Origin of the sequence: Pseudomonas sp. CNPSo 3701 (assembly GCF_028674975.1) — a bacterium.
Lineage (GTDB): Bacteria > Pseudomonadota > Gammaproteobacteria > Pseudomonadales > Pseudomonadaceae > Aquipseudomonas > Aquipseudomonas straminea.
In genome coordinates this window covers 219,942-237,153 of record NZ_JAQZSI010000001.1, presented here as the reverse complement: position 1 = coordinate 237,153, position 17,212 = coordinate 219,942, and the positions used below count along the sequence as shown (strand labels likewise).

Below are 17,212 nucleotides of genomic sequence, written 5' to 3'. Positions count from 1 at the left end.
CTCTGGTCGCGCCACTACTAACCCTCCTCCCGCCCCACGCCGCCTTCCAGCTTGCGCCACAACAGCCGCACCGCCGCCTTGCGCGACATGCTCCAGCGGTACAGGCGAATCTCCAGCGGGATGTGCCAATGCTCCTTGCCGCACACCACCAGTTCGCCGCGCGCCAGTTCGGCGCTCATCGACAGACGCGGCACCCAGGCCACGCCCAGGCCTTGCAGGGCCATGGCCTTGAGGCTGTCAGCCATGGCCGTTTCATGCACGGTGGTGGAACGCAGCGCGCGTTGGCGCAGTAGCAGATTGACCGAGCGCCCCAGGAAGGTCCCGGCACTGTAGGCCAATAGCGGCACGCTCAGGCCGGCGTCCAGATCGTATAGCGGCGCGCCGTGCTCATCCGCCGCGCACACCGGCAGCATCTCGCTGCGCCCCAGATGCAGCGACGGAAACAGATCAGGCACCAGCTGCACGGCGGCGTCCTGGTCGTGATAGGCGAGGATCAGGTCACAGGTACCTTCGCGCAGCGAGTGCACCGCTTCGCCGACGTTGGTCGCCACCAGGCGTGTGGTCAATGGCAGGCCGTCACGGCGCAGGCGGGCAATCCATTCCGGAAAGAATCCGAACACCAGCGAGTGGGCAGCGGCGATCTGCAGCGCCTCACCCTGCTGTCCTTCCAGGTGATGCAAGTGACGCACTACTTCGCCGAGCTGTTCGACCATACTGCGCGCGGTGAGCAGGAACAGCTGGCCAGACTCGGTCAGCTCGATGGGCGTGCGCGAGCGGTTGACCAGGGTAAGCCCCAGGGCTGCCTCGAGGCTGCGAATGCGGCGGCTAAAGGCTGGCTGGGTGACGAAGCGCTTTTGTGCCGCTGCCGAAAAACTGCGGGTCGAGGCCAGGGTCACGAAGTCTTCCAGCCATTTGGTTTCCAGGTTCATGGGCGTCCTCGATTCGCGCAGCGCGGCGCACACGTTTGGTGCAAAGAATTGGTCACGGCCACATTATGCCGATTGTGCATAGGCCAGCAAACAACAGCATTGGCCGCTTCGCGTCCGCAAGCCTTATTCTTTGGCCCATCGCGGTATCTTCCGCCCTATCAAGAGAATCGAGACATCATGTCCGCTGCTGCATCGTTCCGCGTCGAAAAAGACCTGCTCGGCACCCTCGAAGTCCCGGCAGAAGCCTACTACGGCATCCAGACCCTGCGTGCGCTGAACAACTTCCGCTTGTCCGGCGTGCCCCTGGCCCACTACCCAAAACTGGTCGTGGCCCTGGCCATGGTCAAGCAGGCCGCCGCCGACGCCAACCGTGAGCTGGGCCACCTGCCCGCTGAAAAACACGCGGCGATCAGCGAAGCCTGCGCACGCATCATCCGTGGTGATTTCCACGATCAGTTCGTGGTGGACATGATTCAGGGCGGCGCCGGCACCTCGACCAACATGAACGCCAACGAGGTGATCGCCAACATCGCCCTGGAAGCCATGGGCCATGCCAAGGGTGAATACAAGCACCTGCACCCGAACAACGACGTGAACATGGCGCAGTCGACCAACGACGCCTACCCGACCGCCATTCGCCTGGGCCTGCTGCTCGGCCACGACACCCTGCTGGCCAGCCTGGAAAGCCTGATCCAGTCGTTCGCCGCCAAGGGTGAGGAATTCGCCCATGTGCTGAAGATGGGCCGCACCCAGCTGCAGGATGCCGTGCCGATGACCCTCGGCCAGGAATTCCGCGCCTTCGCCACCACCTTGGGTGAAGACCTGGGGCGCCTGCGCAGCCTGGCTCCAGAGCTTTTGACCGAAGTGAACCTGGGCGGTACCGCCATCGGTACCGGCATCAACGCCGACCCGGGCTACCAGCACCTAGCCGTGCAGCGCCTGGCGCTGATCAGCGGCCAGCCGCTGGTGCCGGCTGCTGACCTGATCGAAGCCACCTCGGACATGGGCGCCTTCGTGCTGTTCTCCGGCATGCTCAAGCGCACCGCGGTCAAACTTTCGAAGATCTGCAACGACCTGCGCCTGCTATCCAGCGGCCCGCGCACCGGCATCAACGAGATCAACCTGCCGGCACGCCAGCCGGGCAGCTCGATCATGCCCGGCAAGGTCAACCCGGTGATTCCGGAAGCGGTCAATCAGGTGGCCTTCGAGATTATCGGCAACGACCTGGCCCTGACCATGGCGGCCGAAGGCGGCCAACTGCAGCTCAACGTCATGGAGCCGCTGATCGCCTACAAGATCTTTGACTCGATCCGTCTGCTGCAGCGCGCCATGGACATGCTGCGCGAGCACTGCATCAATGGCATTACCGCCAACGAAGCCCACTGCCGTGCTCAGGTGGAAAACTCCATCGGTCTGATCACCGCGCTCAACCCGTACATTGGCTACGAGAACTCCACCCGTATCGCCAAGGAGGCGCTGATCAGCGGCCGCGGTGTACTGGAGCTGGTGCGCGAGGAGCAACTGCTGGACGACGCCACGCTGTCCGACATCCTGCGTCCGGAAAACATGATCGCGCCACGACTGGTTCCGCTGCAGGGCTAAACCTTCGAGTATCAAACACGCCGCACTCCATGAAGTGCGGCGTGTGCATTTGTGCCCTGTGCCGGGTACCACTCGCTAGCCGCTGCCGCGGCCTTCACAACAATTACAATCCAGGTGAAATTCATGAGTCAGAGCGTTACCGCTTCACGTCGCTTCCTGGGGGGCATGCCCCTCTGGCAGCAGATCCTCATCGGCCTTGTACTCGGCGTAGTGGTCGGCCTGCTGTTCAAGGACGGTGCGAGGCTGCTCGCGCCGCTGGGTGCGCTGTTCCTCAATGCGATCAAGATGCTCATCGTGCCGCTGGTCTTCGTTTCTCTGGTGGCCGGCATCACCTGCATGCAGGACACCGCCAAATTGGGCCGGATTAGCGTCAAGACCATTGCCATCTACCTGGTCACCACGGCATTCGCGGTCAGTATCGGCCTGCTGTTCGGCGCGCTGTTCAGCCCCGGCGCCGACATGAACATGAGCGCCAGCACAGCAACGCAAGCCAAAGAGGCGCCGTCACTGGTGCAGATCCTCGTCGGCCTGGTGCCCAGCAACCCGGTAAGCGCATTCGCCGAAGGCAACATTCTGCAAATCATCGTGTTCGCCATTGCCCTGGGGGTGAGCATGAACCTGGTCGGGGAGAAGGCGGCGCCTGCGGTCAAGCTCTTCAATAGCCTGGCCGAGGTGTTCTACAAGCTCACCGACCTGGTGATGCGCTTCGCACCGATTGGCGTGTTCGCGCTGATCGCCGGCGTGGTCGCCGCCCACGGCATCGAAGTGCTGCTGCCACTGGCGGGCGTGATCGGCGTCATCTATCTGGCCAGCATCGCCCATCTGCTGCTGGTGTATGGCGGCATGCTCGCCATGCTCGCGCGTCTGAGCCCGCTACGCTTTTTCCAGGGCATCGCCCCGGCACTGGCGGTGGCGTTCAGTACCTCCAGCAGCTCCGGCACTCTGCCGGTATCGATTGAATGCGCGCGCAAGAATCTGGGCGTTTCCGAAGGCGTGGCCGGCTTCGTGCTGCCGGTGGGCGCGACCATCAACATGGACGGTACCGCGATCTATCAGGGCGTGCTCGCACTGTTCATCGCCCAGGCGTTCGGGGTCGACCTGAATGCAGGCCAATACCTGATGATCATCCTCACCGCCACCCTGGCCTCGATCGGCACTGCCGGCGTGCCCGGCGCCGGCCTGATCATGCTTGGCCTGGTCCTGACCTCGGTCGGGCTGCCGCTCGAGGGCGTAGCCCTGATTGCCGGTATCGACCGCATCCTCGACATGGCCCGCACCATGGTCAACGTGGCCGGTGATCTGATGACCACGACCCTGGTCGGTAGCAGCGAAAACGAGCTGGATCGCTCGGTGTACAACGGCAATAACCGGCCGTAACGCCAAACAGGTACGCCGCCTAGCTACCGCTAGAGCCTGCTGCGGCGTACCGCACAAGCTCACGGGTAGCGATTTTCGGTAATCGTCGGCAATCTCGCCTGGGGCTGATTGCCCTTTGTGCGCCAGCGCGCTAAAAGGGCAGCAACCCTGACAAGAGATGCCTCCGATGACTGTCAAATCTGCGTGGCTGTTGTGTCTGCTGGCCGTTTCAAGCGTCGTTGCAGGGCCTGCCCAGGCCGAGCTACCGCCTGGCTATCAGGTCGTGCTGCAGACGGAAAACTTTCCGCCATTCAACATGGCCGACAACGAAAAGAACTTCGCCCGTGACGCCAATATCCAAGGTGTCAGTACCACCATCGTGCGCGAGATGTTCAAGCGCGCCGGCATCGACTACAGCCTGACCCTGCGCTTCCCCTGGAGCCGCATCTACGACGCCACCCTGGCCAACGCCAACCACGGCCTGTTCTCCACGTCGATGAACGAGGCGCGGCGCCCGCTGTTCAAGTGGGTCGGGCCTATTGCCAAGGTCGAGCGCGTATTGCTCGCTGCGCCCGGCTCCAACATTCCCAACCTGACGGGTTTGGAACAGGCACGCCAGTACCGCATCGGCAGCTACAAGGACAGCGCCGCCGCCCAGGCCCTGGAAAAGGCCGGCCTGCAGCCGAACAACACGCTGCGTGACCAGGAGAACATCGCCAAGCTCACGGGCGGCAAGATCGATCTGTGGGGCACCACCGATCCGGTATGGCGCTACCAGGCCCGCCAGGAGGGGGTGACCGGCCTGCGCAACGTGCTGACCTTCGACCGCGCCGACCTCTACCTGGCCCTCAACCTGGACACGCCGGATGAAGTGGTCACCCGCCTGCAACAGGCGCTGGATCAAATGAAGACCGAAGGCTACGGCACCTGCAACAAGCACCCGGAACTGTGCTGAGCCTCGCGCCACGAACACCTCGCAGGGCACTCTAGAGCGGCCGCTGCACGCAAAAGCCCCGGACCGGTTCACAGTCTGGGGCTTTGCTCGTGACGACTCATTGCCGTTTGCGCAGCGGCGCGCTAAAAGGGCGGCGGCCTAACAAGGAGCTGTTCCGATGAGAGTCAATGCCGCATGGTTTGCCGGCCTGCTGGCCGTTTCCAGCCTGTTCGCCCTGCCCGTCCACGCCGAGCTGCCAGCGGACTACAAGGTGGTGCTGCAGACCGAGAATTTCCCGCCCTTCAACATGGCCGAAGGGGACAAGAACTTCGCCCGCGACGCCAACGTGCAAGGCGTCAGTACCACTATCGTGCGCGAGATGTTCAAGCGCGCCGGCATCGACTACACCCTGACCCTGCGCTTCCCGTGGAGCCGCGTGTACGACGACACCCTGGCCCATGCCAACTATGGGCTGTTCTCCACCTCGATGAGCGAGGCGCGCCGCCCGCTGTTCAAGTGGGTCGGGCCGATCGCCAAGGTCGGAGGCGTGCTGCTCGCTGCCCCGGGCGCCAAGATCGAAAACCTGACGCGCCTCGAAGAAGCCGCCAAGTACCGCATCGGTGCCTACAAGGACGGCGCCGTCAGCCAAGCCTTGGAACGCGCCGGCCTGCAAGCGACCAATGCGCTGCGTGACCAGGAAAACATCGCCAAGCTAACCGGCGGCAAGATCGACCTGTGGGCCACCACCGATCCCGTATGGCGCTATCACGCCAAGCAGGCCGGCGTGACCGGCCTGCGCACCGTGCTGGTCATCGACCGCTCCGACATGTACCTGGCGCTCAACCTGCAAACCCCGGACGAAGTAGTCACCCGCCTGCAACAGGCCCTCGACCAGATGAAGAACGAAGGCTACGGCACCTGCAACAAGCAGCCGGAGCTGTGCTGATAGCGGTATTGCGTTCTGGCTTTCGCTGAGCGATTAGGCGAAGTGCGTTCGAGTTCAGCGCTCCCACATAAGTATCCAGAACCGTAGGGTGGGTGAGCGGCGCCACACCATCGATTGCCGATGGCCACAATCTCGGCACGCGGCGTAACCCACCGGGCGGTGTATAGCGTTGAGCCCGTGGTGGGTTACGGCGCGCCGAGCGCACCGTCATGTTCAAAGCGTAACAAGCGCCTCCACACACCCTACGAAGCGTGCGAAGACGCCCAGGCCGTAGGATGGGCGCCAGCCCATCAACGGGTGTACTCCCATGCCGCCTCACTCCACCTCGAACAACCCATCACGCACCGGCGCGTGGGCCAGGCGCTGGCGGATGTCTTCGTCGATACGTGGGTCGTCCGGCTGGTAGAGCATCACCTGGCGGTAGGTGCTGATGCGGTTGATCTCGGTGCCGAGGAATTCCCAGACCACCCGGGTGCACGCCGGGGTGCGACGATCGCCGCTGGATACGCCGGTCTTCAGCCCGTTGAGGCGGGTGATGCGGCTCTTGAAGCTGGGAATCAGGATGGTCTGGCTCATCTCGTTGACGGTCAGCGACTCGTAGTCGATGAGAAACAGCCGGTCCTGCAGCTGGAAGGCCGCGCCCAGGTAGCGACAGCGCGCCGAATCGTCAGCCAGCCCGCCGGTGGATAACACCTGGCGCTCCTGGCGCTCGAACAGGAAGTTGCCACCCTCTTCGCGCATGTGCACCAGCGACAGCAGGATGGTGCCCGGCACCGACATGCAGTTGGCGTACTCGAAGTAGTAGCCGCAATAGCGCGACAGATCGCCCGAACTTTCCCGTAGAGGCTGTAACAAGGCATGTAATGGATCGCGCTCGGCGGGTGCACCTATCTGCGTACCACGGGCGCCGATCAACCGCCCGAACTGGTCACCCGGCAGGCCCAGCTCGTAACCCTCGACACCAAAGAAATCGCCGATTCTCTTGAGGTTATATGCCGTGGGCTGGCTCTCTCCGGCCAGGTACTTGTTGAACTGGCCGCGGTTGATGCCGATCTTGCGGCACACCTCCGCAATGGAACGGTAGTGGCTGCAAAGCAGCCTGAGATTCTCACCGAGATGACTGGACATGACCGGCTCATATGATGCGAATGGCGTGATTGTAGCATCAAGTCGCGTCACCTGGGGTCGACCCGCGAAATTGTTCCAGCAGCCTCCTTGCTCAAAAATTGGCCAATGTCCTGCGCATCAGCGTCGGCCTGCGAACAATCACAATAAGCGTCGAGGATTCTGATCATGCTCGAAGTACTGAACGACTTTCTTTCCGGGAAAGTATTGATCGTGCTCATCGTCGGCCTGGGTAGCTACTTCACCCTGCGCTCGCGTTTCGTCCAGTTCCGCCACTTCACCCACATGTTCAGCGTGTTCAAGGACTCGATCCGCAGCAGCGGCGGCCAGCTCAGCTCCTTCCAGGCGCTGATGCTCAGCCTGGCCGGCCGGGTCGGCGCGGGCAACATCGCCGGTGTCGGCATCGCCGTGACCCTGGGCGGCCCGGGTGCCGTGTTCTGGATGTGGGTGACCGCCCTGGTCGGCATGTCCAGCAGCTTCTTCGAATGCACCCTGGCCCAGCTCTACAAGCAGAGCGACGGTGATGGCCTGTACCGTGGCGGCCCGGCCTACTACATCCAGCACGGCCTGAAGCTGCGCTGGATGGCGATGACCTTCGCGGTGTTGCTGCTGGTCACCTATGGCTTCGCCTTCAACGGCCTGCAGTCGTTCACCGTGACCCACTCGCTGCAGAACGCCTTCAACATCCCGGTCCAGTACAGCGGCATCGCCCTGGCCGTGCTGCTGGGTCTGGTGTTCATCGGCGGCATCAAGCGCATCGCCTCGGTGTCCGACCTGCTGGTACCGGTCAAGACCCTCGCCTACCTCGCCGTGACCCTGTACGTGATCGTCAGCCAGATCGACCTGGTGCCGGGCATGCTGGCCACCATCGTCAAGAGCGCCTTCGGCCTGGAACCGGCATTTGCCGGCCTGCTGGGCAGCGCCATCGTGATGGGTGTCAAGCGCGGCGTGTTCGCCAACGAAGCCGGCCTGGGCAGTGCCCCGAACGTGGCCGCCGTGGCCTCGGTCAAGCACCCGGCCGCACAGGGCGTAGTGCAGGCGTTCAGCGTGTTTCTCGACACTTTCGTGATCTGCACCTGCACCGCGCTGCTTATCCTGCTGTCGGGTTTCTACACCCCGGGTTTCGAAGGCGACGGCATCGCGCTGACCCAGAACTCCCTGGCGGCGGTGGTCGGTGACTGGGGCCGAACCTTCATCAGCATCGCGCTGAGCCTGTTCGTGTTCACTTGCATCCTCTACAACTACTACCTCGGCGAGAACGCCCTGCAGTTCCTGGTCGGGCGCAGCAAGGTCGCCCTGCTCGGCTACCGCGGCCTGGTGCTGGCGCTGATCTGCTGGGGTTCGATGCAGAACCTGGGCACCGTGTTCGCCTTCGCCGACATCACCATGACCTGCCTGGCGTTCGTCAACCTCACCGCCCTGGCCCTGCTGATCAAGGTCGGCCTGCGCGTGCTGAAAGACTACGACGCACAACGCAAGACCGGCATCGACCAGCCGGTATTCGACGGTTCGCAGTTCGCCGATCTGGATCTGGACCGCGCCGCCTGGCCGGCCGCCAAACCGGAAAATGCCAGCGCCGCCCAGGCACAGCGCGCGCCGGAACTGCTGCCGACGCAGCGCTGAGATTCGGTCTGCCGGGTGACACGCCCTGTGTCACCCGGCTGCGCCGCAGCCGCTGCAAGTGATGCGAGCGACTCTAAAATAGCATCAAGTCGCATCACATAGGATCGACCCGCGAAATTGCCGCTCCGCCGCCTTTGACCAACCATTGCGGCCGGTAAACCCGCTTGCACCGTCTGCGCGATGAACATCGCTCGCGCAGCGCCGTTGCCGGGCGCCTGGTGAACGCGCGGTTTTACCTATACCCCTAATAACAACAGGAAGAGTGTCATGCTCGATTTATTGAACGACCTTATCTGGAGCAAAGTGCTGATCGTCATGCTGGTTGGCCTCGGGCTCTACTTCAGCATCCGTTCGCGCTTCGTTCAGTTCCGCTACTTCACCAGCATGTTCCAGATCTTCGGCCAGGCGCTGCAGCGCAAGCCGGGTCAGCTCAGCTCCTTCCAAGCACTGATGCTCAGCGTGGCCGGTCGCGTGGGCGCCGGTAACATTGCCGGTGTGGCCGTGGCCATTACCCTCGGCGGCCCAGGCGCGGTGTTCTGGATGTGGCTGGTCGCACTGGTCGGCATGGCCACCAGCTATTTCGAGTGCTCCCTGGCGCAGCTTTACAAGCAGAACGAGGGCGACGGCACCTACCGCGGTGGCCCGGCCTTCTACATCCTGCACGGCCTGGGCCAGCGCTGGATGGCCATCGTCTTCTCGATCCTGCTGCTGGTCACCTTCGGTTTCGGCTTCAACGCCCTGCAGTCGTTCACCGTGGCCAGCTCCATGCATGACACCTTCGGTATTCCGGAGTGGGTCAGCGGCATCGTGCTGGTGTGCATCATCGGCCTGATCATCTTCGGCGGCATCAAGCGCATCGCCAAGTTCGCCGACGTGCTGGTACCGGTCATGGCCGGCTCCTACATCGCCATCGCCTTGTTCGTGATCGGCAGCAACATCAGCCAGGTTCCGGACACCTTCATGCTGATCGTGCGCAGCGCCTTCGGCCTGGAGCCTGCGTTCGCCGGCGGCATCGGCGCAGCCATCATCATGGGCGTCAAGCGCGGCCTGTTCTCCAACGAAGCCGGTCTGGGCAGCGCCCCGAACGTGGCTGCCGTGGCCGAAGTATCACACCCGGCCGCCCAGGGCGTGGTGCAGTCGCTGAGCGTGTTCATCGACACCCTGATCATCTGCACCTGCACCGCGATGATCATCCTGCTGTCCGGCACCTATGCACCGGGTAGCGAAGTCGGTGGCGTGATCCTCACCCAGAGCGCCCTGGCCGCCATCGTCGGCGAGTGGGGCCGCGTGTTCATCAGCGTGGCACTGAGCCTGTTCGTGTTCACCACACTGATCTACAACTACTACCTGGGTGAAAACGCCCTGGGCTTCTTCAGCAAGAGCCGCGCGATGGTACAAGGCTACCGCGTGCTGGTGATCGTACTGGTGATGTGGGGTTCGACCCAGGATCTGGGCACCGTCTTCGGCTTCGCCGACCTGACCATGGGCCTGCTGGCCATCGTCAACCTGATCGCCATGGCCCTGCTGTTCAAGACTGGCCTGCGCCTGATGAACGACTACGATGCGCAGATCAAGGCAGGCGTGAAGATCCCGGTCTTCGACCCCGCCAAGTTCGCCGATCTGAAGCTGGACAAGACCTCCTGGCCGGCCCTGCCGCAGCAGTCCGCCGTGCAAGACACTCAGCAGCGCTGAGCCTCCCGAAACGCCGCCATGCCATCCATGGCGGCGTGCCTGACCCGCGGGCCCGATTCGACTGTGCGCTACAGTGCAGTGTCTCGATGACGGCCACGCGCCAAGACCACCCCATCAGGTGATCCATGACTTCATCCAATATTCTCGTGCTCTATACCGGCGGCACCATCGGCATGCAGGCCAGCGCCAGCGGCCTGGCGCCCGCCTCCGGTTTCGAGGCGCGCGTGCGTGCGCAGCAAACCCAGCAGGCCGAGCGCTTGCCGAACTGGATCTTCCGCGAGCTGCTGCCGCCCATCGACAGCGCCAATATGACCCAAACCAACTGGCTGGGGATGGTCGCCGCGATCCGCCAGGGCGTCGAGCAGGACGGCTGCGACGGCGTGCTGGTGCTGCACGGCACCGACACCCTGGCCTACAGCGCCGCAGCCCTGAGCTTTCTGTTGCTGGGCCTGCCGGTACCGGTGGTGCTGACCGGGTCGATGCTGCCGGCCGGCGCCGAGAACAGCGATGCCTGGCCCAACCTGTTCGGTGCCATGCAGGCGCTGGGAGGCGGCGTAGCGCCGGGCGTGCACCTGTACTTCAACGGCGCGCTGATGCACGGCGCCCGCGTCAGCAAGCTGAGTAGCGAAGCCTTCGATGCCTTCCAGGTCGTACCGCGCAAGCGCCAGGGCAATCGTCTGGGCGAACTGCCGGCGACCATCGACTTCCGCCAGCCGCGTCAGCCGGTCAACCTACTCGCCCTGCCGCTGGTGCCAGGTCTGCGCGCCAGCCATCTGCGCGCCCTACTGGACAGCGGCGTGCAGGGCCTGGTGCTGGAGTGCTACGGCAGCGGTACCGGCCCGTCGGACAACGCCGAGCTGCTCGACGTATTGCGTGAAGCCCATGGCCGCGGTGTGGTGCTGGCGGCGATCAGCCAGTGCGCGCACGGGCATGTGGAGTTCGGTGTGTACGCGGCAGGCAGTCAGCTGGCCTCGGCCGGGCTAATCTCGGCCGGCGGCATGACCCGCGAAGCGGCCCTGGGCAAACTGTTCGCCCTGCTCGGTGCCGGCCTGGCGCAGGCCGAGGTAGAACGGCTGTTCAGCCTCGATCTGTGTGGCGAGCGTGTCGACTAAAGCATGGATCAGCGCGCGGCCAGCCGGTATAGTCGCGCCCCGCTGACAGTAAGCCAGCGTCTATTCCCCTTATTCACAAGGACGTTCCATGCCTTTGTTCCGCTCCGCCGTATTCCTCCTGCTCGCCTTGGCCATCACGGGCTGCTCGACCAAAGCCTTCTTCAAACTGCCGGAAAACAGCACCGTTGCCATCAACGAGCGCGCCGAGCAGCACCCGCAAGGCCTGGTCAAGATTCGTCCGTTCTTCTGGAACCGCGCCGGTGGCGTGCCGTACAAGCTGACCAGCACCACCACTGGCCAGCCGATCTCGGAAGGCAAACTGAGCACCCGCTTTCGCGTGGTGTCGATCTTCTGGCCGCCGTACAGCATCATTTACTGGCCGATGGGTTTCCGTCACCCGTGCTATGACCTGACCGCTCCGGTGGCCGGCACCTGCAGCGACCAGGACCTGCAGATGCTGCGCAAAGCGCATCGCGACGCCGAGTAAACCGCGCGGCTGCCGCTCAGGCAGCCCAAGCCTGCCGGGATCGAAGTGCGCTTCGATCCGGCTTCCTCAGAATACCGACCAACCGATCCGCTCGCTGAGTACCTCAAGCGCGGCCATACCCGCCAGGGAATTGCCCGCCTTGTTGAGCCCCGGCGACCATACGCAGATGGTGTACTGCCCCGGCACGATGGCGACGATACCGCCGCCCACGCCGCTCTTGCCCGGCAGGCCGACGCGGTAGGCGAAGTTGCCGGCCTCGTCATACAGCCCGCTGGTGGCCATGATCGAATTGACCTGCTGAGTCTGCCGAGCGCTGAGAATCTGCTCGCCGCTGTGCTTGCAGAAACCGTCGCGGGCCAGGAAGCAGAACGCCTTGACCAGGTCCACGCAGCTCATGCTCAGGGCGCAGTAGCTGAAGTAATTGCGCAGCACCATCTCGACGTCGTTGTGGAAATTGCCGAAGGACTGCATCAGGTAGGCCATCGCCGCATTGCGCGCGCGGTGCTGGTATTCGGATTCGGCGATATGGCGGTCGATCACCACATGGGGGTTGCCCGACAGGCGCCGTACGAAATCGCGCATCGACAGCGCCGGGGCGGCGAAGCGTGACTGGTTGATATCGCTGATCACCAGGGCACCAGCGTTGATGAACGGGTTACGCGGCCGGCCGTTTTCCAGCTCCAGCTGCACCAGGGAATTGAACGGCTGGCCCGATGGCTCGTGGCCCAGGCGCTCCCAGATACTCTCGCCGGAATGCTGGATGGCCTGCACCAGGCTGAATACCTTGGAGATGCTCTGGATCGAGAACGGCGTGTGCGCATCGCCGGCGGTGAACAGCTCGCCATCGTTGCCGTAGACGGCGATACCCAGCTGATCCACCGCCACATCGGCCAGGGCAGGGATATAGGTGGCGACCTTGCCCTGGGCGATCAGAGGGCGGACCTGGTCGAGGATTTCATTCAACAACGCTTGCATGGACACGCTCGCAATCTGGCCCGGCGGCTGCCGGGCTCAATCAGCCATAGACGCCACGACTGACCCGCAAAGCACAGCGACGTTCAGAGGCGCTGCGCCAATTCGGCGATGTGCTCCGGGCCGATGCCGCAGCAACCGCCCAGGTGGCTGGCACCGCGTGCGCGCCAGTCGGCGACCCAGCGCAGGTAGCCCGGCGGGTCGAGGTCTTCGCGCAGCGGGTCGAGGCCGTCGTTGGCGGTGGCTTCCTCGGGTTGCGGTGGGAAAGCGTTGGCGTAGGCGCCGATAGCGACGTTCGCACCGAGGCTGGTGAAAACGTCGCGCGCCGCGTCGATGGCGTCACCGATCACTTCCGGCTGGCTGCAGTTGAACATCAACACCTCGACGCCCAGTTCGGCCGCCGCCCGCGCCGCTTCGGCCACTGGCTCGCCGGAACGCAGGCGCGGTACCTCATCCACGTCTTCATCGCGCAGGGTGAACGACAGCCAGAACGGCTTGCCGTCTTTGGGCAAGTGGGCGTGAATGGCGCGCGCCTCGGCGATGGCGCTCTGGGTTTCCGCCAGCCACAGATCGACGTGGGGGGCGAGGCCGTCGAGCAGCGGGGTCAGCACCTCGGTGACGCGCTCAGGCTGGAAAAGGTCCGGGCGGTACGAGCCGAACAACGGCGGCAGCGAGCCGGCGACGCGCACGCCATTGCCAGCCTTGTCCGCTGCGCTACGCGCCAGTTGGCCGGCACGCGCGGCCAGATCGCGGCCCTCGGCGGCGAAGCGCTGTTCACCGATATGAAAGGGCACCACGGCGTAGCTGTTGCTGGTGATTACCTGGCTGCCGCTGGCGATATAGGCGGCGTGCACCGCTTCCACCTGCTCCGGCGCCTCGGTCAGGGCCAGGGCGGACCACTCCGGCTGGCGAAACGGCGCGCCGCGGCGCTGCAGCTCGCGGCCCATGCCGCCGTCCAGCAGAATCAGAGATCGCTCGCTCATATAAGCTCCAGTCATATCGATATGCATTCAATTCATTTGGATGCGTCTATTTATAACTATTTAATACGCCGAAATTGCCGCTCACAACCTTTTTCTCGCCCAAGGATTTCCGTGAAAACCACTCTGCTCGCCGCCCTCGGCCTGACCCTCGCCTCCGTCTGCAACCTGGCTCTGGCCGGCCCGACCCTCGACCGCATCGAGAAGAACGGCGAGCTGGTCAACGTGCTGATGGAAAACTACCCGCCGTTCTCCTTTCTCAATGATCAGAACCAGCTCGACGGCTTCGACGTCGATGTCGCCAAGGCCGTGGCCGATAAGCTGGGCGTCAAGCTGCGCCTGGAAACGCCGTCCTGGGACGTGATCGCCGCCGGCCGCTGGAACGGCCGTTACGACATCTGCATCTGCTCGATGACGCCCAGCCAGGCGCGCGCCCAGGTGTTCGACTTCCCGGTGACCTACTACGCCTCGCCGGCAGTGATCGTAGTCAACGCCAGCGATGACCGCATCCACTCGGCCAAAGACCTCTCGGGCCTGAAGGTCGGCGTTACCAGCGCCTCCTCCTACGAGGGCTACCTGAACAAGGACCTGGTCATCGAAGGCGCCGAGGACAAGCCGCTGGTCTATCCGTTCGACGCCGTGCAGGTCGCGCCTTACGACAACGATACCGTAGCCTTCCACGACCTGGCCCTGGGTGCCGGCGTGCGCCTGGACGCCATCCTCACCAATCTGGTGACTGCTCAGCCGCGCATCGATCAGGACAAACGCTTCAAGCTGGCCGGCAGCGCGCTGTACGCCGAACCCAACGCCGTGGCCATCGAGAAGGATGACGCCGAATGGCGCGCCAAGGTCGAGAGCGTCTTCGCAGAGCTGCGCCAGAACGGTACCCTGGCGGCCATCTCCAAGAAGTGGATCGGTTCCGATATCAGCCAATGACGCCTCCACCTGAAACCCCTCGCCCGCCGCCCCAGGCGGGCGAGTCGTTGCTGCAACGCCTGTTCGGTTTTCGCACCCGCCTGTATCTCACCTGGGCGAGCCTGTTCGCCCTGTGCGTGGCGTTCTTCCTGAGCTTCGACCTGAAGTTCTCGATCATCCTCGACAAGCTGCCCAACCTGCTCGGCACCAGCCTGGCGCCCAACGGTTTTCTGCAAGGCGCGGCACTGACCCTGTTCCTGTGCTTCTGCTCGATCTGGGCGTCCCTGGCGCTGGGCTTCGTCACCGCCCTGGCGCGACTTTCGAAGAGTGCCGTGGCGTTCGGCATCGCCACCTTCTACGCCTCGTTCTTTCGCGGCACACCGCTGCTGATCCAGATCCTGCTGATCTACCTGGGCCTGCCGCAGCTGGGCCTGGTGCCAGGTGCGGTCACCGCCGGAATCATCGCCCTGTCGCTGAACTACGGTGCTTACCTGAGCGAAATCTTCCGCGCCGGTCTGCTCGGCGTGCCGGCCGGCCAGCGCGAAGCCTCCCTGGCGCTGGGCCTCAAGCCGGTGGTGATCTTCTGGCGGGTGACCCTGCCCCAGGCAATGCGCACCATCATCCCGCCGACCACCAGCCAGTTCATCTCCATGCTCAAGGACTCGTCGCTGATCTCGGTGATGGGCGTCTGGGAGGTGATGTTTCTGGCCCAGTCCTACGGCCGTTCGTCGTACCGCTACATCGAGATGCTGACCACTGCCGCGGTGATCTACTGGCTGCTGTCGATCGGCCTGGAGCTGATTCAAACACGCCTGGAACGGCATTACGGCAAGGCCTACCTGAACGGGCGATGAGCATGCTGATACGCGCCGCCGCCATTGAGCGCCTGCTAGGCATCGACTGGTTCGCCAATATCGGCAAACCCTCGTCGCTACCAGGCGTGCGCCAGATCGGCCAGGGCGAGCTGGGCTCGTCGCTGGCCGGCGACGCCTGGGAGGCCACCACGCTGGAAGCACGCAACGCCATCACCGGGCGCCTGGCGCGCCTGCATCCGGGCCAGTATCAGGCCTGGAACGAGCTGGCAGGCCAGGCCAAGACCGCCCTGCAGCCACTATGGCAAAAGCTGCCGGTCGACCTTGCTGATAACGCCGTCCTCGCCGACCTGCAGTGGATCCTGCACGCCTACCTGATGGAAGCCGCCTACCGCGAGGCGCTGGTGCCGCCGCTGTTCTTCGACAGCCTGATCCAGGTCTACGAGGCCGGGCATATCCCCTGCGGCTGGGACGGCGAATGGCCGAGCGGGCAGCTGGTCATCTGCTGAGCCACTGCGCTTGCGGTGAGCGGCGTCACCCCGCAGGATGACCCTCGACCGACTTTCAGGAGACCTGCCCATGAGCGTTCGCATTCCCGTGGACATCCACGCTGTCAGCGCCGCCGATCACGCCACTTGGCTGCCGCTGTGGCAGGGCTACCAGCGCTTCTACATGACCGAGATCGATGCGGCGACCAGCGACCTGACCTGGCAGCGCTTTCTCGACCCGAGCGAACCGATGTTCGCCGCCCTGGCCTGGCGCGACGGCGAAGCCATCGGCCTGGTGCACTGGATCTACCACCGCTCCTGCTGGACCACCGGCGACTACTGCTACCTGCAGGACCTGTTCATCGGCAAGGACGTGCGCGGCAACGGCATCGGCCGCCAGCTGATCGAACACGTCTACGCCGAGGCGGCCCAGGCCGGCTGCTCACGGGTGCACTGGCTGACCCACGAAACCAACGCCAAGGCCAAACTGCTGTACGAGCGCATCGGCGAACGCGCCGGGTTCGAGCAGTACCGCAAGCTGCTCTAAGCCGCAGCTGGCACACAATCCGCATCCCTGTCGGTCTCAACCACCGACAGAGCGAGCCATGAACAAACTCGACAATGCGCTGCTGAATATCCTGATCAAGGATTCACGCACCTCCTTCGCCGATATCGCCCGCCAGCTGAACATCTCCCGCGCCCACGCCCGCACCCGCGTGCAGGCGCTGGTAGAGAGCGGCGTGATCGAGAAATTCACCGCGGTGGTCAACCCGGAAAAGCTCGGCAAGGGTATTTCCACCTTCGTCGACCTGACCGTGGCGCCGTATGCCATCGAGGCAGTCGCCGAACGGCTTTCGGCCACCCGTGAAGTGGTCAGCCTGTACATCATGAGCGACCTCAAGAGCCTGCATATCCACACCCTGACCGACAGCTACGAGACTTTCGATGCCTTCGTGCGCCAGCACATCTTCAACCACCCGGAAATCCTCACGGTGGACTGCAAGGCGCTGATGACCCGGGTCAAGCATCGGCGTGGCGGTGCGCGGTTGTAAGCCGCAGGCCATCGTTCAGCAAACTCATACAGGACAGTCCATGCCGGCGATTGCGCACGCATGGCGCACTCCCACTGGAGCGGCTCGGAAGCCACCGCCACAGCATTTGCGGCAGCGACGCTGGCGATCCCCGGCCGTAGAGGCTGCTTTAAAAGCGTGCCGGCGGCGCGTTTTGGTGCACAACTGA

17 protein-coding genes are annotated in these 17,212 nt (G+C 64.0%); 13 read left to right on the top strand and 4 right to left on the bottom strand.

The window, feature by feature from the left end:
- Positions 1–17: 17 nt before the first annotated feature.
- Complete coding sequence (locus PVA39_RS01030; RefSeq protein WP_274122426.1) at positions 18–929, bottom strand: LysR substrate-binding domain-containing protein; 912 nt, start codon at positions 927–929, stop codon at positions 18–20.
- 177 nt (positions 930–1,106) lie between these two features.
- Between PVA39_RS01030 and aspA the strand changes: the two genes are divergently transcribed.
- The 4 genes from aspA (at position 1,107) to PVA39_RS01010 (ending at position 5,767) form a co-directional block, all read left to right on the top strand.
- A complete protein-coding gene (gene aspA / locus PVA39_RS01025; RefSeq protein WP_274122425.1) occupies positions 1,107–2,531 on the top strand; it encodes an aspartate ammonia-lyase in 1,425 nt (474 codons plus the stop codon).
- 123 nt (positions 2,532–2,654) lie between these two features.
- Positions 2,655–3,908: a dicarboxylate/amino acid:cation symporter gene (locus tag PVA39_RS01020; protein WP_274122424.1), complete on the top strand. Its 1,254-nt coding sequence runs from the start codon at positions 2,655–2,657 to the stop codon at positions 3,906–3,908.
- Between the two features lie 166 nt (positions 3,909–4,074).
- Complete coding sequence (locus tag PVA39_RS01015) at positions 4,075–4,842, top strand: substrate-binding periplasmic protein (RefSeq protein WP_274122423.1); 768 nt, start codon at positions 4,075–4,077, stop codon at positions 4,840–4,842.
- A gap of 157 nt (positions 4,843–4,999) precedes the next feature.
- Entirely contained in the window at positions 5,000–5,767 is a 768-nt protein-coding gene (locus PVA39_RS01010; protein ID WP_274122422.1) for a substrate-binding periplasmic protein, read from the top strand.
- Positions 5,768–6,082: 315 nt separating this feature from the next.
- On the opposite strand, the gene PVA39_RS01005 is transcribed toward PVA39_RS01010, so the two are convergent.
- A complete protein-coding gene (locus tag PVA39_RS01005; RefSeq protein ID WP_274122421.1) occupies positions 6,083–6,895 on the bottom strand; it encodes a helix-turn-helix domain-containing protein in 813 nt (270 codons plus the stop codon).
- 165 nt (positions 6,896–7,060) lie between these two features.
- On the opposite strand from PVA39_RS01005, the gene PVA39_RS01000 reads away from it, so the two are divergent.
- From PVA39_RS01000 to PVA39_RS00985, 4 genes are all read left to right on the top strand, one after another.
- Entirely contained in the window at positions 7,061–8,515 is a 1,455-nt protein-coding gene (locus PVA39_RS01000) for an alanine/glycine:cation symporter family protein (RefSeq protein ID WP_274122420.1), read from the top strand.
- A 267-nt stretch (positions 8,516–8,782) separates the two neighbouring features.
- Entirely contained in the window at positions 8,783–10,207 is a 1,425-nt protein-coding gene (locus PVA39_RS00995; RefSeq protein ID WP_274122419.1) for an alanine/glycine:cation symporter family protein, read from the top strand.
- Between the two features lie 125 nt (positions 10,208–10,332).
- Positions 10,333–11,319, top strand: a complete 987-nt coding sequence (locus tag PVA39_RS00990) for an asparaginase (protein ID WP_274122418.1) — start codon at positions 10,333–10,335, stop codon at positions 11,317–11,319.
- Between the two features lie 88 nt (positions 11,320–11,407).
- Positions 11,408–11,806 (top strand): hypothetical protein, encoded by a 399-nt coding sequence (locus PVA39_RS00985; protein WP_274122417.1) that lies wholly within the window; start codon positions 11,408–11,410, stop codon positions 11,804–11,806.
- Between the two features lie 66 nt (positions 11,807–11,872).
- On the opposite strand, the gene glsB is transcribed toward PVA39_RS00985, so the two are convergent.
- Together glsB and PVA39_RS00975 are read right to left on the bottom strand one after the other, a co-directional pair.
- Entirely contained in the window at positions 11,873–12,781 is a 909-nt protein-coding gene (glsB, locus tag PVA39_RS00980) for a glutaminase B (RefSeq protein WP_093500889.1), read from the bottom strand.
- 83 nt (positions 12,782–12,864) lie between these two features.
- Positions 12,865–13,761 (bottom strand): homocysteine S-methyltransferase family protein, encoded by an 897-nt coding sequence (locus PVA39_RS00975; protein WP_274122416.1) that lies wholly within the window; start codon positions 13,759–13,761, stop codon positions 12,865–12,867.
- Positions 13,762–13,872: 111 nt separating this feature from the next.
- On the opposite strand from PVA39_RS00975, the gene PVA39_RS00970 reads away from it, so the two are divergent.
- The 5 genes from PVA39_RS00970 (at position 13,873) to PVA39_RS00950 (ending at position 17,025) form a co-directional block, all read left to right on the top strand.
- Positions 13,873–14,694, top strand: coding sequence for an ABC transporter substrate-binding protein (locus tag PVA39_RS00970; RefSeq protein WP_274122415.1), 822 nt, complete (start codon positions 13,873–13,875; stop codon positions 14,692–14,694).
- Positions 14,691–15,527, top strand: coding sequence for an amino acid ABC transporter permease (locus PVA39_RS00965; RefSeq protein WP_274122414.1), 837 nt, complete (start codon positions 14,691–14,693; stop codon positions 15,525–15,527). The genes PVA39_RS00970 and PVA39_RS00965 overlap by 4 nt, the downstream gene beginning before the upstream one ends.
- Complete coding sequence (locus PVA39_RS00960; protein ID WP_274122413.1) at positions 15,524–15,994, top strand: hypothetical protein; 471 nt, start codon at positions 15,524–15,526, stop codon at positions 15,992–15,994. The genes PVA39_RS00965 and PVA39_RS00960 overlap by 4 nt, the downstream gene beginning before the upstream one ends.
- Before the next feature lie 70 nt (positions 15,995–16,064).
- Positions 16,065–16,520: a GNAT family N-acetyltransferase gene (locus PVA39_RS00955; RefSeq protein WP_274122412.1), complete on the top strand. Its 456-nt coding sequence runs from the start codon at positions 16,065–16,067 to the stop codon at positions 16,518–16,520.
- A gap of 58 nt (positions 16,521–16,578) precedes the next feature.
- Positions 16,579–17,025, top strand: coding sequence for an Lrp/AsnC family transcriptional regulator (locus PVA39_RS00950; protein ID WP_093500899.1), 447 nt, complete (start codon positions 16,579–16,581; stop codon positions 17,023–17,025).
- The last annotated feature ends 187 nt before the right edge of the window (positions 17,026–17,212 follow it).

What these genes read in the sequence shown, in the direction of transcription:
- aspA (WP_274122425.1), top strand. Translation starts at nt 1,107, where the DNA reads ATGTCCGCTGCTGCATCGTTCCGCGTCGAAAAAGACCTGCTCGGCACC.
- PVA39_RS01020 (WP_274122424.1), top strand. Translation starts at nt 2,655, where the DNA reads ATGAGTCAGAGCGTTACCGCTTCACGTCGCTTCCTGGGGGGCATGCCC.
- PVA39_RS01015 (WP_274122423.1), top strand. Translation starts at nt 4,075, where the DNA reads ATGACTGTCAAATCTGCGTGGCTGTTGTGTCTGCTGGCCGTTTCAAGC.
- PVA39_RS00975 (WP_274122416.1), bottom strand. Translation starts at nt 13,761, where the DNA reads ATGAGCGAGCGATCTCTGATTCTGCTGGACGGCGGCATGGGCCGCGAG.
- PVA39_RS01030 (WP_274122426.1), bottom strand. Translation starts at nt 929, where the DNA reads ATGAACCTGGAAACCAAATGGCTGGAAGACTTCGTGACCCTGGCCTCG.
- PVA39_RS01010 (WP_274122422.1), top strand. Translation starts at nt 5,000, where the DNA reads ATGAGAGTCAATGCCGCATGGTTTGCCGGCCTGCTGGCCGTTTCCAGC.
- PVA39_RS01005 (WP_274122421.1), bottom strand. Translation starts at nt 6,895, where the DNA reads ATGTCCAGTCATCTCGGTGAGAATCTCAGGCTGCTTTGCAGCCACTAC.
- PVA39_RS00955 (WP_274122412.1), top strand. Translation starts at nt 16,065, where the DNA reads ATGAGCGTTCGCATTCCCGTGGACATCCACGCTGTCAGCGCCGCCGAT.
- PVA39_RS00960 (WP_274122413.1), top strand. Translation starts at nt 15,524, where the DNA reads ATGAGCATGCTGATACGCGCCGCCGCCATTGAGCGCCTGCTAGGCATC.
- glsB (WP_093500889.1), bottom strand. Translation starts at nt 12,781, where the DNA reads ATGCAAGCGTTGTTGAATGAAATCCTCGACCAGGTCCGCCCTCTGATC.
- PVA39_RS01000 (WP_274122420.1), top strand. Translation starts at nt 7,061, where the DNA reads ATGCTCGAAGTACTGAACGACTTTCTTTCCGGGAAAGTATTGATCGTG.
- PVA39_RS00995 (WP_274122419.1), top strand. Translation starts at nt 8,783, where the DNA reads ATGCTCGATTTATTGAACGACCTTATCTGGAGCAAAGTGCTGATCGTC.
- PVA39_RS00950 (WP_093500899.1), top strand. Translation starts at nt 16,579, where the DNA reads ATGAACAAACTCGACAATGCGCTGCTGAATATCCTGATCAAGGATTCA.
- PVA39_RS00990 (WP_274122418.1), top strand. Translation starts at nt 10,333, where the DNA reads ATGACTTCATCCAATATTCTCGTGCTCTATACCGGCGGCACCATCGGC.
- PVA39_RS00985 (WP_274122417.1), top strand. Translation starts at nt 11,408, where the DNA reads ATGCCTTTGTTCCGCTCCGCCGTATTCCTCCTGCTCGCCTTGGCCATC.
- PVA39_RS00965 (WP_274122414.1), top strand. Translation starts at nt 14,691, where the DNA reads ATGACGCCTCCACCTGAAACCCCTCGCCCGCCGCCCCAGGCGGGCGAG.